Below are 12882 nucleotides of genomic sequence, written 5' to 3' on the forward strand. Positions count from 1 at the left end.
CTTTTACTTGATTTCAATGTGTGAATTTTTACTTGTAACAAGGTTGATGAATTGGTCTTTATCTTTAGGAGAAATAACTTCTGTTTTATGTGCGCCGTGAACAATTTCAAGTCGATCCAATGACAATGCATGAGCAGCTATTGGATTTTTCGTATTTGAAATTTGTTTTATATCTCGTATAAATATGCTTTTTTTAACGAGACCTGATCTAATTGTAATTGTTTCTTCTCCGACGATGTATTTTGTCGAAAACCAACTCCACATAAATAATATTGCTAACGGAATTGTAAAAAATAAAAGAAAATACTCTTTTCCTGCAAATAGAGGAGCAAAACACGCTCCAATGACAACGAAAAAAATCGGATATAACCATATATCTTTTTTTGATGGAAATTCCATTAAACTTCCCTTCCTCCCCTATATTTCTGTAAAACAAAAAGAGAAGTATCACAACTTCTCTTTTCTCCTCTAACATTATAATTCCTGTGTATACGCCGGCTCATTTACTACATTTTTTGCTGTTCGTTTTTGTTGCTGTAGTAAGAAAACAGATACACCAAACAATACGAGCATGCTACCGATAATTTGCATGGCATTTAGTCTTTCACCGAGTAAGAAGAACGCTAATATAGATGCTCCAACTGGTTCACCTAAAATACTCATTGAAATTGTTGTTGCATTTACGTAGTTTAATAACCAATTATTAATGACGTGTGACACTGTCGGCACGACCGCAAGTAAAAGAAAAACGGTCCAATCCCACTTCGTATAACCTGTAAAAGGCACTTGCAATACTATATTATAAATCCCCATAAAAATACCTGCGAATGCAAAGACTGTAAAGCTGTAAATCCAATGTGATACTTTCTTTACCGTCGTTTGTCCGATAAATAAATAACCGACAACTGCTATTACACTTAAAAAGGATAATATATCTCCATAAATTGCTTGTTCACTTAATCCTAAATCTCCCCACCCAATACACATTACGCCTAGTATCGCTATTCCCATTGTCGCAATGGCTGAGTATGTTGTTCTTTCTTTAAATAAGAAAAAACCTCCAACTAAAGATACGATTGGTTGAAGTGCTAAAATAATCGTCGAACTAGCAACTGTCGTATGCTTTAAAGATTCAAACCACAAAAGAAAATGAAGCGCTAAAAAGAAACCAGATCCAATTAAAAATCCCCAATCTTTTATTTGAATCTTACTAAACTCCTCCTTTTTTTTCCAAACGATAGGCAGCATAATAAGTACGATAATCCATAATCGATACATACTTAATATTGAAGATGGTGCTGAGGACATCTTTACAAAAACTGCTGCGAATGAAATGGCTATAATGGAAATTGCTAATGGTAGTGCGATTGATCTTTCTTGTTTCAAATTCCGTCTCCCCTCTCACCTGTCAAAAATCCCACTTCATTATATCCGTTTTCTTTTATAACTTAAATACTAATTTTTTAGATTCTTCGTACCATTATGGTAAAATAGAAACGAAAGCACCTATTAGTGAATATTTCTTTCTTTTTCACTACAAGCGTCGCTCTTACAATCATTACAGTAAATTTTTATTTAGGGGGATCCACATGAATCAAACAATAGGGAGAATTGAAGAAATTTCATTTTATAGCGCATCACTTCAAGAAGATGTTACACTTCTCGTTTACTTACCAGTAAATTACACACCACTACACAAACATACAGTTGTAATTGCACAAGATGGTAGAGATTATTTTCAGCTTGGTAAAGCGCACCGTGTAATTGAGCGCCTTCGTGAAACTGAAGAAATTGACCGTACAATTATTGTCGGTATTCCATATAAAAATGTACACGATCGTAAAGAAAAATATTTCCCAAATGAAGTGAAAAACGCTGCGTATATTCGTTTCCTTGCTCATGAACTTGCACCATATATCGATGAAAATTATCCAACGTACCAAATCGGAAAAGGTCGTGTGTTAATTGGTGATTCTCTTGGCGGAACAGTTTCCTTTATGACTGCACTTATGTATCCGCATACATTCGGTAAAGTCGTTATGCAATCACCATTTGTCGATGACACAGTGATGAATTTGGCAAAAGACTTTAAAAATCCGGAGGCGCTAGACCTTTATCACGTCATTGGGACAGAAGAAACAGCTGTAAAACGCACTGATGGACAAGTATCCGATTTCGTTGGGCCGAACCGTGAACTCAATACGCTTCTGACAGATAGAAATTTCATCACGCATTACGAAGAATTTGAAGGTAACCACACGTGGAAATATTGGCAAACTGATTTACCGAAAGCTTTCTCTCATATTCTATCAATGAAATAATAGAGAGCAGTATTCAGAATAATTTGATATAATAGATTAAGAGAGTTATTTTCTCAAAATCTAACTAGACTTACAAAGGGAGGAATTGGAACATGAAATTAGGCATTGTAATTTTTCCATCTAAAATGATTCAAGATAAAGCGAACGGATTGCGTAAACGTTATGATCCGCACTACGCATTAGTCCCGCCACATATTACATTGAAAACACCCTTTGAGACGCAAGATGAACAATTAGAATCGATTGTAAAAGAGTTACATACAATCGCAAGTAAAACGAACCCTTTCACCCTTCATGTCGGAAAAGTTGGTTCATTCGCACCTGTTAATAATGTTCTTTATTTTAAAGTAGAAAAAACACCTGAACTTACTTTCTTAAATGAGGAAATGCATAGCGAATTCTTTATACAAGAACGCGAGTACGCTTTCGTACCTCATTTAACAATCGGACAAGGCTTATCCGATGCAGAGCATGCTGATGTATTAGGTCGATTACGTATGAAAGATTTCTATTATGAACAACCAATTGATCGCTTCCATCTTCTATATCAATTAGAAAACGGAACGTGGACTGTATACGAAACATTCCACCTTGGAAAGGGGAACAACTAATTTGCACGCACAGATCGTACAAACGGACGAACAACTAAGAGATGCATTCTCTGTACGTAAGCAAGTATTTGTGAATGAGCAACAAGTTTCTGCTGACGAAGAGTATGATGAGTTTGAAGAAACTTCAACACACGTTGTTATATATGATAATGATGTTCCAGTTGGTGCTGGTCGTTTTCGCATACTGGATGGAATAGGAAAAATGGAACGCATTTGCGTACTAGCTTCCCATCGTAAAAAAGGCATTGGAAAAATTGTTATGGATGCACTTGAAGCGTATGCGAATGAAAACTCGCTACCAAAATTAAAGCTGCATGCCCAAACACATGCTGAAGATTTCTATAAGAAACTTGGATATGTAACGCATTCTGATGTATTCATGGAAGCAAATATTCCTCACATCGTTATGATAAAAGAATTGTAATTTGAAAACAGGAGGTATCCCCTCCTGTTTTTTACATTGCTATTTTCTTTTTCTTCCGCTAAAGTTAAATGTTGATGCTATAGTTTTGAAGGTGAATATATGACACAAGAAAAATTTTCACAAAAATCATTAACGCACGCTGACATTCCGCGTGCAACATATCATATTCCGAAAACATCTACCCATTTAATTATGGAAGAAGATGCAGATGCGGCGTATTTTCGCGCTCTCGAACAACAAAATGTTTTTTTAAATGAAAAACAATTAGAGGCTGTGCGAACGACAGAAGGCCCTGTCCTTACATTGGCTGGTGCCGGAAGCGGGAAAACATCTGTTTTAACAACCCGCGTAGGTTATTTAGTAAATGTAAAACAAGTTCATCCACGAAATATTTTATTGCTTACATTTACACAAAAAGCAGCTGAAGAAATCCGAAACCGTGTAGCGAATTTACCAGGTATGAATCGCGCCGCAAGTAGCTACGTTGTTGCTGGTACGTTCCACTCTGTCTTTTTAAAATTACTTCGTAGTCAAGGATATAATCAGCAAATTTTAGCAAACGAAAAACATAAACAAATTATGATAAAGAAAATTTTAAAAGAATTACGTTTAAAAGACGATTATGATGCTGAAACAATGCTCGCGATGATTTCACTTGAGAAAAACAAATTGAATCGTCCGAAAGATGTACAAGCAAAAACACCCGTTGAACAAGAATTTAAAGAAGTATACGAACGTTTTGAAGAAGTGAAACAACGATATAATTATATTGATTTCGATGACATCCTATTAGAAACATATTATATGTTAGAAAATAACGCTCCTTTGCTTACCCAATTACAACAACGTTTCCACTATATTGAAGTAGATGAGTTTCAAGATACATCGTATGCACAATATGAAATTGTAAAATTGTTAGCCACGCCAAGAAATAATTTATTTATCGCGGGTGATGACGACCAGGCGATATATGGCTGGCGAGGAGCAAGTCACCAAATTATTTTATCTTTTCCAAAAGAATTTGATAACACTACGATTATCGCACTTAATACGAATTATCGATCCAATCCTTTTATCGTCGGACTTGGAAATGAAGTTATCAAACTAAATCAAGAACGTTTTGATAAAGAGCTATATTCTGTGCGTGAAGAAGGTGTACAACCTTTTTACGCAAGACCTGCTACGACTCTTGATGAAGCAAATCAAATTTTGCAGCTCATTCAAGAAAAAGTAGATAGCGGCGAACGCAACTATAAAGATTTTTGTTTACTGTATCGCACACATTCTGTAAGCCGTTCGTTACTTGATCAGCTTACAATTCACAAAATCCCATTTATTAAGCACGGGGCGAGTCAATCATTTTATGAACATTCTTTAATTAAGCCTGTATTAGATCATTTAAGACTGGTGATTGAACCGTTTCGACTAGAATCACTTTCAAATATATTGCCAACTATGTATATCGGGCGTGATGATTGTATTTCATTTATTGAACGTGAACAATGGAAATATGGTGAGGGGCGGTTCCCTTCTCTTCTTCATTTCTTATTATTAAATCCGAGCTTAAAACCTTTTCAAGTAAAAAAGGTAAATGAGCGTATCGATTTTATTAAATTTATAAAAGAATTAGAACCGAAAAAAGCATTAAAAGAAATTATTCATGGTAAAGGAAAGTATTTAGAGTACTTACAAAGTAACGATCGTTCTTCCTTTACGATGCATAAAGATATACAAGAAGAAATGTTAGAAGAATTAATGGAGTCCGCAACTCGTTTTACCGATATTCCAGCTTATTTACAATTTATTGATGAAGCAATTCAAGGTCAAAAAGAAATGGAAGCATTAAAAACAATGCCGGAAAAAAATGCTGTTTCGCTTATGTCTATTCATAACGCAAAAGGCCTTGAATTTCCATGCGTCTTTTTACTTGGAGCGAGCGATGGTATTCTTCCCCATACTTCTTCTTTAAAAGATGCAAATGATCGTGTTACAGAGACTTCTGAAGCTTTAGAAGAAGAACGTCGACTACTTTATGTCGCAATTACACGTGCGAAAGAAGAACTTTACATTTCCTCTCCGCAATTTTTTAGAGGAAAAAAATTAGATATATCTCGTTTTTTATATACTGCGCGAAAAGATTTACCTGAAAAGACATCCACTAAATAAGGATGTCTTTTTTTATATTGCATTATGTACATCCCTACTATATAAATTCCCTGCTTTTATCGTAAGAATTAACGTAATATCAACCATATCTCATTCATATTGTAATAGTGTATGTCAGAACTCACGATAAGGAGTGAACATAATGAGCTGCAATTGTAACGAAGACCATCATCACCATGATTGTGATTTCAACTGTGTATCGAATGTCGTTCGTTTTATACATGAATTACAAGAATGCGCAACTACAACATGTGGATCCGGTTGCGAAGTTCCATTTTTAGGTGCACATAACAATGCATCAGTAGCGAATACACGTCCTTTTATTTTATACACAAAGACTGGAGAACCTTTTGAAGCATTTGCACCATCTTCAAGCCTTACTAGCTGCCGATCTCCAATCTTTCGCGTAGAAAGTATAGATGATGATGACTGTGCTGTATTACGTGTATTAACTGTAGTTTTAGGTGATGGTACCTCTGTACCACCTGGTGATGACCCAATCTGTACGTTTTTAGCTGTACCAAATGCAAGGTTAGTATCGACATCTACTTGTATTACTGTTGATTTAAGTTGTTTCTGCGCTATTCAATGCTTACGTGATGTTTCTATATAAAACTAAATATTAATTTAAGCATGGATTGGGTGGCAGAGTTTTCTGCCACCCAATCCATGCTTAAAAGCTATTATTATGTATTTTTCATAAAATTGGGAACTTGTCTAGAACATAGAACCTGTCCTTTTCATTAACTGAAAGTAGAAACAGATAAAGGAGTGAAAAACATGTTCTCTTCTGATTGCGAATTTACTAAAATCGATTGCGAGGCGAAACCAGCTAGTACACTACCTGCCTTCGGTTTTGCTTTCAACGCGTCTGCACCTCAGTTTGCTTCACTATTCACACCATTACTATTACCTAGCGTAAGTCCAAACCCAAATATTACTGTTCCTGTAATAAATGATACAGTAAGTGTCGGAGATGGTATTCGAATTCTACGAGCTGGTATTTATCAAATCAGTTATACATTAACAATTAGTCTTGATAACTCACCTGTTGCACCAGAAGCTGGTCGTTTCTTCTTATCATTAGGTACGCCAGCTAACATTATTCCTGGATCAGGTACAGCAGTTCGTTCTAACGTTATTGGTACTGGTGAAGTAGACGTATCCAGTGGTGTTATTCTTATTAACTTAAACCCTGGTGATTTAATTCAAATTGTACCAGTTGAGTTAATTGGAACTGTGGACATCCGTGCTGCAGCATTAACAGTTGCACAAATTAGCTAGTAAAAAGCGGTATTTCTTCATTAGAAATACCGCTTTTTATATTTATAATAAAAAACACTCACAGTAATATGAGTGTTTCATTCTTCATAATGTTTTATTGTGTTCTTCTTTTTCCCGCAATTACATCCCTTTTTCTTCACAAATCCTTGTTGTTGTAATTGTTCTTGGTATGCCTGTTGTTGTGCTTGGTGTTGTTGCTGTATATGATACCATTGCTGCAGGTCATATGAATTTTGCCTTGGACTATTACTCACAGCAAACATCTCCTCTACTGTCAATTCTGTCTATTTACTATATGAACAACTCTTTATTTCCGTTCCCTCATTCCTTTAAACTCCGCTTTTTCTCGTATTATGAAAATATATTATTCTCCCATAAAATATCCTGTAATCGTTTCAATGATTGCCGCTGCTCCTGCAATAGCTAATAATGCAAGTAAAGGCTCTGCAACGATAGGAATCCAATTATATAAAACTAATAAAAAAGCACTAACCCATACACCTGTACACCAATAACAGCTTAATAATTCGCCAACCCACTTTCTTAATCCTTTACCTTTTACTTTTGTAAAAGTTGATACACTTCCATCTGGCTCTGTAATCTCTAACTCATCAATAAACGGTCTTCGCAAAAAGGCTGTAATTTTATCATAAACAATTAAACGAGTGAGCCTAAAGGCAGCTAACGCAAAAATAAAAAATAAAAGCCAGCTTGTAAACAGCATGATTCCACCTTCCCTTATCTTCTTTCGCCTATTTAAAAAAAAAGGTCTTGAGATTGTGACCAAATCTCCTCGACTCCAATATCTTATTAATGTAAATACAAACAAGAAGATAAGGAGTGACATTAATGAGTTGTAACGAAAATAAACACCATAGCTCTTCTCATTGTGTAGTTGACGTTGTAAAATTCATCAATGAATTACAAGATTGTTCTACAACAACGTGTGGATCTGGTTGTGAAATTCCATTTTTAGGTGCACACAACACTGCATCAGTAGCAAATACACGCCCTTTTATTTTATACACAAAAGCTGGCACACCATTTGAAGCATTTGCACCATCTGCAAGCCTTACTAGCTGCCGATCTCCAATTTTCCGTGTGGAAAGTGTAGATGACGATAGCTGTGCTGTCTTACGTGTGTTAACTGTAGTATTAGGTGACGGTTCTCCTGTACCGCCTGGTGACGATCCAATTTGTACGTTTTTAGCTGTACCAAATGCAAGATTAATCTCGACATCTACTTGTATCACTGTAGATTTAAGCTGTTTCTGTGCGATTCAGTGCTTACGCGACGTTTCTATCTAATAAGTTAAGTAAACTAAAAAACTATTGGGGTGGTAGAAGATTTGCTACCACCTTTACATATTTAAAAGCCCGCCATACTAATCGATTGGATATCATCTATAGACAACTTAATATCTCGCATACTATTTGGCGGCATAATAGCTACAATTCCATTACGATACGATATGATTGATCCAACATATGAGACTGTAGCTGTTTTTATTCTGCACCTTATTTTCGGAATATAATGAGGGCGGTTTAATAAAAAATGAATCTTCTCTTCATTATTCATATCCTTAAATGATTTATTATACGGGACAGTTCTCACTGGTTCTTGTTGTTCTTGTTGCTCTTGTACTTGTTCCGCTTCTTCCATTTTTTCTTCTACTTGTTCCTCTTCTTGTTGCTCTATTACCTCTTCCACAGCACTACTTACAATGTTTTCGTTTCTATTACTTTCCTCTTTTCGATCTTCATTTTCAAAGTTTGTTAAGATAATTCTTTTTATTTTCGGTGCAGCAAGTTCCAAATTTACTTGCGCAATATATAACAACGGTTTTCCAACTGTTGAACTTTTATTTTTATTCTTCACACTCGTCCCTCCCACTTCCATACGTAGCTGAATAAATTGTGTACTATTATAGTTATATTCATAACGTGGTAAGAACTTTCGTTAAAAATTGTTCTTTCTAAGAACAAATAAAAAGGACAATCTCAACATTTAGAGATTGTCCTTTAAAAATTAATATTATATTTATCCTAGGATATGATACCCTGAATCAACGTGAATGTTTTCTCCTGTTACGCCGCGTGCTAAATCACTGAATAAGAATACTGCTGTATCCCCAACTTCTTCTGGAGTTGTTGTACGACGAAGTGGTGCGCGCTCCTCAATTTCTCTTAAAATTGAGTTAAAGTCGCCTACGCCTTTTGCAGATAACGTACGAATTGGTCCTGCAGAAATAGCGTTAACGCGAATGCCGTGTTGGCCTAAATCGTTAGCTAAATATTTTACGCTCGCTTCTAATGAAGCTTTCGCAACACCCATAACGTTATAGTTTTTCACAACGCGCTCGCCGCCAAGGTATGTTAACGTTAAAATATTTCCGCCTTCTGTCATTACTTTCTTCGCTTCTCTTGCTACAGCTGTTAAAGAGAATGCACTAATATTTTGTGCAAGTAAAAATCCATCGCGAGAAGTATCTACAAATTCACCTTTTAAATCATCACGATTTGCAAAAGCAATACAGTGTGCAACACCGTGAATTGTACCAACCTCTTGCTTGATTGTTTCAAAGCAAGCTGTAAGTTCTTCATCATTTGTTACATCACAAGGTAATACAAGTGATTCTTGTCCTTCTAATGTGTCCGCTAATTCACGAACGTTTCTTTCTAAACGTTCTCCTGCATATGTGAATATTAATTTTGCACCTGCATTATGCAAAGAGCGAGCAATTCCCCACGCAATACTTCTTTGGTTCGCAACGCCCATAACAACAAATGTTTTCCCTTGTAATAGTTCCATGATATATCCTCCCAGAATTACTTATACTTGTTATTAGTACCTGATACTATAATTATAGTACCATAAAACCTCTTAAAGGCAAACAAAAAAGTCATTAACTTAAATTTTGTTAATGACTTTTTGTTTCTATAAAAAACCGCTCTAATCCTTCTTCCCAAGAAGGCATTTGTGAAAAACCATTTAATCGTAGCATGTTATGTTGGAAAACAGAATATTTCGGTCTAGCTGCCGCCGATCCAAATTCTTCGGTTGAAACAGGTAATACATTCACTTTCATATTTGCATCCGAGAATATTTTTTTGGCAAATTCAAACCAAGAACATGAGCCTCTATTTGATACATGATACGTACCGTATAAAGAAGTGTGAATGAGCTTATTAATCATCACATTTAAATCCGCCACATAAGTAGGAGAACCAATTTGATCCGCTACAACAGATAATTCTGCTCTTTCTTTTCCTAACCGCATCATCGTTTTCACAAAATTGTTTCCATACTTACCATATAACCACGATGTTCGAACGATAAAATATTTATTATGTAACTCTTTGACAAACTGCTCTCCCGCATACTTAGAAGCCCCGTATACATTTATCGGTGATGGATTATGAAACTCATGATAGCCATCTGGTCTGTCACCTTGAAATACATAATCGGTACTAATATAAACTAATTTCGCCCCTACTAATTGTGAAGCAACCGCTACATTTCGAGCTCCTATTGCATTTATTACATAAGCAAGGTCTTGTTCTTTCTCAGCATGATCAACCTTCGTATACGCTGCACAATGAATAATTATATGTGGCCTTATTTCTTGTACCACTTGCTGCATTCGGGATATATTTGTTATATCTAGTAACTTTTTATCAAATGGATATATGTCATATTCTTCAGCATTTAACTCTTCTTGTAGTTGCTTTCCCAATTGACCATTTGCTCCCGTTATGATAATCCGTTCTTTCATTTATATGCCCCTTATTTTTCTTTTAGTGGTTTCCACCATTCTATATGATTTTCATACCATTCCACCGTTTCTTTTAGCCCCTGTTCAAACGTATACTGTGGTTCCCACCCGAGCTCATTCTTCATCTTTTGTGCATCAATCGCATAACGACGATCATGCCCTAAACGGTCTGTAACATACGCAATATCTTCTTTCGTTTTTCCTAAGAGAGAGATAATTTGTTCCACAACATCTACATTGTTTTTTTCATTATTTCCACCTATATTATATACTTCTCCTATACGTCCCTTATGCAGAATAACGTCAATCGCACTACAATGATCCGTTACATGTAACCAATCTCTTACATTTAATCCATCGCCATATAACGGTAGTTTTTTTCCTTCCAGCGCATTCGTAACCATTAACGGAATTAACTTTTCAGGATATTGATACGGCCCATAGTTATTGGAGCAACGCGTTACTATAACTGGTAATTGATATGTTTTATAATAAGATAAAGCTATCATGTCGGCGCTCGCTTTGCTTGAAGAATATGGACTATTTGGAGCTAACGGGGTTTTCTCGGTAAATCTACCTATCTTACCTAACGAGCCGTACACCTCATCTGTTGATACTTGCACGAGTTTAATATGTGGATATTTTTTTACTAATTCTAATAAGGTGACTGTCCCAATTACATTTGTATCATAAAAAGGGATCGGATTCTCAATACTACGGTCCACATGTGATTCAGCTGCGAAATTGACAATTACTTGCACATCACGTTCCTTAATAACATGCTCCAGCAGCTCTCCATTTTGAATTTCACCTTTTACAAAATAGTAATTCGGATGATCTTGAATAGACTTTACATTATTTAAGTTTCCACTATATGTTAATGCATCGAAATTAATAATTTTATATGTTTCATAGCTTTGTAACATATAATGCACAAAATTACTTCCAATAAATCCGGCCCCACCTGTTACTAATATATTCATACACAACTCTCCTACTCAAAAACTATCTTCATATTCCTGAAGTAACGGTAATATTCGATCTTTATCAGACAAAATAGGGCTTGTTACCGGCCATGGAATTGCTAAGTCTTTATCGTCCCAAAGTACCCCTGAGTCATGATTAGCACTATAATACTCATCTACTTTATACATAACAATAGTATGCGGGACAAGTGTACAAAAACCATGTGCAAATCCTTTTGGCACTAATAATTGCCGATGATTATCCGCGCTTAAAATATATCCTCTCCACTGTTTAAACGTTGGTGAATTTTTTCGCAAATCAACGATAACATCATAAATTGCTCCTTGCATAACTTGAATAAGTTTCGTTTGTGCTTTCGGATTTTTTTGAAAGTGTAATCCCCGAATCGTTCCCGCTTCTGCCGAATACGAAACATTATCCTGTACAAATGAATACGTAACTCCCAATGTTTCTAGCACCTTCTTATTATAACTTTCAGTAAAAAAGCCACGCTCATCTCCAAATAACCTCGGTTCTAACAATTTCGCGTCGGTAAAGTTTGTTTCTATAACTTTCATATTCTCACCTATTCTCCGTTAAACTGTTTACCAAAGTTTATATCCCGCGCTAACGTATTCGCCCTTTGAAGAGAAACATGAGTTCCTGCATCAGTCCACCAACCGCTCATTTCATTATAAGTAAGTACCCCTCGTTTTAAATACCAATTATTGATATCTGTAATTTCAAGCTCTCCCCTTGCGGAAGGTTTTAATTCTTTTATATAAGAAAAGACTTTCGGGTCATATAAATAAATTCCTGTGACTGCATAGGAACTTTGCGGCTCTTTCGGCTTTTCTTCAATTTCAATTATTTTACGATTTTGAATATTTGCTACGCCAAATCTCTCAGGATCATCTACAGATTGCAGCAGTACTTTCGCACCTTCTTTTTGATTTGCAAACTCTTCAACATACGGACGAATATCATCCGAAAAAATGTTATCGCCTAATATAACTACCATGCGATCATTCCCAACAAAATCTTCACAAAGCCCTAATGCTTGTGCAATTCCGCCAGCCTTATCTTGCACACGATACGTAAAGGACACGCCAAACTCTTGACCGCTTCCTAAAAAACTAACAACATCTCCCATATGCTCTTTACCTGTAATAATCATAATATCTGTAATCTCACATTGTTTCAGCTTATATACTGCATGATAAATCATTGGGTAACGTCCAACAGGAAGCAAATGTTTATTCGTTACTTTCGTTATTGGATATAGCCTCGATCCAGTACCACCTGCTAAAATAATCCCTTTCACTCTGCATCTC

General features: G+C 35.8%; 17 protein-coding genes. 7 read left to right on the forward strand and 10 right to left on the reverse strand.

The window, feature by feature from the left end; all coding sequences use genetic code 11:
- Window positions 1–3 precede the first annotated feature (3 nt).
- The gene (locus tag AC1DMU_RS09790) at window positions 4–399 is read right to left on the reverse strand and encodes a PH domain-containing protein (protein ID WP_088062507.1); all 396 of its coding nucleotides are present in this window, start codon (window positions 397–399) and stop codon (window positions 4–6) included.
- 75 nt (window positions 400–474) lie between these two features.
- Window positions 475–1386, reverse strand: coding sequence for a DMT family transporter (locus tag AC1DMU_RS09795; RefSeq protein WP_088062505.1), 912 nt, complete (start codon window positions 1384–1386; stop codon window positions 475–477).
- Window positions 1387–1589: 203 nt separating this feature from the next.
- Between AC1DMU_RS09795 and AC1DMU_RS09800 the strand changes: the two genes are divergently transcribed.
- The 6 genes from AC1DMU_RS09800 to exsF all read left to right on the forward strand — a co-directional run bounded on the left by AC1DMU_RS09800 (window position 1590) and on the right by exsF (window position 6806).
- The gene (locus AC1DMU_RS09800) at window positions 1590–2321 is read left to right on the forward strand and encodes an alpha/beta hydrolase (protein ID WP_088062503.1); all 732 of its coding nucleotides are present in this window, start codon (window positions 1590–1592) and stop codon (window positions 2319–2321) included.
- A gap of 92 nt (window positions 2322–2413) precedes the next feature.
- Complete coding sequence (locus AC1DMU_RS09805) at window positions 2414–2932, forward strand: YjcG family protein (protein ID WP_000765870.1); 519 nt, start codon at window positions 2414–2416, stop codon at window positions 2930–2932.
- 1 nt (window position 2933) lies between these two features.
- On the forward strand, window positions 2934–3356 hold the full coding sequence (locus AC1DMU_RS09810; RefSeq protein ID WP_046957039.1) for a GNAT family N-acetyltransferase: 423 nt from the start codon (window positions 2934–2936) through the stop codon (window positions 3354–3356).
- Window positions 3357–3455: 99 nt separating this feature from the next.
- Complete coding sequence (locus AC1DMU_RS09815) at window positions 3456–5522, forward strand: ATP-dependent helicase (protein WP_088062501.1); 2067 nt, start codon at window positions 3456–3458, stop codon at window positions 5520–5522.
- Window positions 5523–5664: 142 nt separating this feature from the next.
- On the forward strand, window positions 5665–6135 hold the full coding sequence (cotY, locus tag AC1DMU_RS09820) for a spore coat protein CotY (protein WP_001277699.1): 471 nt from the start codon (window positions 5665–5667) through the stop codon (window positions 6133–6135).
- Between the two features lie 167 nt (window positions 6136–6302).
- Entirely contained in the window at window positions 6303–6806 is a 504-nt protein-coding gene (gene exsF / locus AC1DMU_RS09825; protein WP_000492937.1) for an exosporium protein ExsF, read from the forward strand.
- Between the two features lie 77 nt (window positions 6807–6883).
- On the opposite strand, the gene AC1DMU_RS09830 is transcribed toward exsF, so the two are convergent.
- Both AC1DMU_RS09830 and AC1DMU_RS09835 read right to left on the reverse strand, forming a co-directional pair.
- A complete protein-coding gene (locus tag AC1DMU_RS09830; protein ID WP_033657682.1) occupies window positions 6884–7069 on the reverse strand; it encodes a hypothetical protein in 186 nt (61 codons plus the stop codon).
- Between the two features lie 101 nt (window positions 7070–7170).
- On the reverse strand, window positions 7171–7530 hold the full coding sequence (locus AC1DMU_RS09835) for a DUF1360 domain-containing protein (RefSeq protein ID WP_000899663.1): 360 nt from the start codon (window positions 7528–7530) through the stop codon (window positions 7171–7173).
- Window positions 7531–7655: 125 nt separating this feature from the next.
- On the opposite strand from AC1DMU_RS09835, the gene exsY reads away from it, so the two are divergent.
- Window positions 7656–8114, forward strand: a complete 459-nt coding sequence (gene exsY, locus AC1DMU_RS09840; protein WP_088062499.1) for an exosporium assembly protein ExsY — start codon at window positions 7656–7658, stop codon at window positions 8112–8114.
- A 61-nt stretch (window positions 8115–8175) separates the two neighbouring features.
- Here the strand turns inward: exsY and AC1DMU_RS09845 are convergent, their stop codons facing one another.
- The 6 genes from AC1DMU_RS09845 to AC1DMU_RS09870 all read right to left on the reverse strand — a co-directional run bounded on the left by AC1DMU_RS09845 (window position 8176) and on the right by AC1DMU_RS09870 (window position 12872).
- On the reverse strand, window positions 8176–8706 hold the full coding sequence (locus AC1DMU_RS09845; RefSeq protein WP_088062497.1) for a spore coat CotO family protein: 531 nt from the start codon (window positions 8704–8706) through the stop codon (window positions 8176–8178).
- Window positions 8707–8847: 141 nt separating this feature from the next.
- Window positions 8848–9618 (reverse strand): enoyl-ACP reductase FabI, encoded by a 771-nt coding sequence (gene fabI / locus AC1DMU_RS09850; protein ID WP_000421885.1) that lies wholly within the window; start codon window positions 9616–9618, stop codon window positions 8848–8850.
- A gap of 109 nt (window positions 9619–9727) precedes the next feature.
- A complete protein-coding gene (rfbD, locus tag AC1DMU_RS09855) occupies window positions 9728–10582 on the reverse strand; it encodes a dTDP-4-dehydrorhamnose reductase (RefSeq protein ID WP_046958302.1) in 855 nt (284 codons plus the stop codon).
- 11 nt (window positions 10583–10593) lie between these two features.
- Window positions 10594–11565, reverse strand: a complete 972-nt coding sequence (gene rfbB / locus AC1DMU_RS09860; RefSeq protein WP_088062495.1) for a dTDP-glucose 4,6-dehydratase — start codon at window positions 11563–11565, stop codon at window positions 10594–10596.
- A gap of 15 nt (window positions 11566–11580) precedes the next feature.
- Window positions 11581–12126 carry a dTDP-4-dehydrorhamnose 3,5-epimerase gene (rfbC, locus tag AC1DMU_RS09865; RefSeq protein ID WP_088062494.1) on the reverse strand — a complete coding sequence of 182 codons (546 nt, stop codon included), beginning with the start codon at window positions 12124–12126 and terminating at the stop codon, window positions 11581–11583.
- A gap of 8 nt (window positions 12127–12134) precedes the next feature.
- Window positions 12135–12872 carry a sugar phosphate nucleotidyltransferase gene (locus AC1DMU_RS09870; RefSeq protein ID WP_088062492.1) on the reverse strand — a complete coding sequence of 246 codons (738 nt, stop codon included), beginning with the start codon at window positions 12870–12872 and terminating at the stop codon, window positions 12135–12137.
- Window positions 12873–12882 lie beyond the last annotated feature (10 nt).

This window comes from Bacillus sp. 01N45, assembly GCF_056399205.1.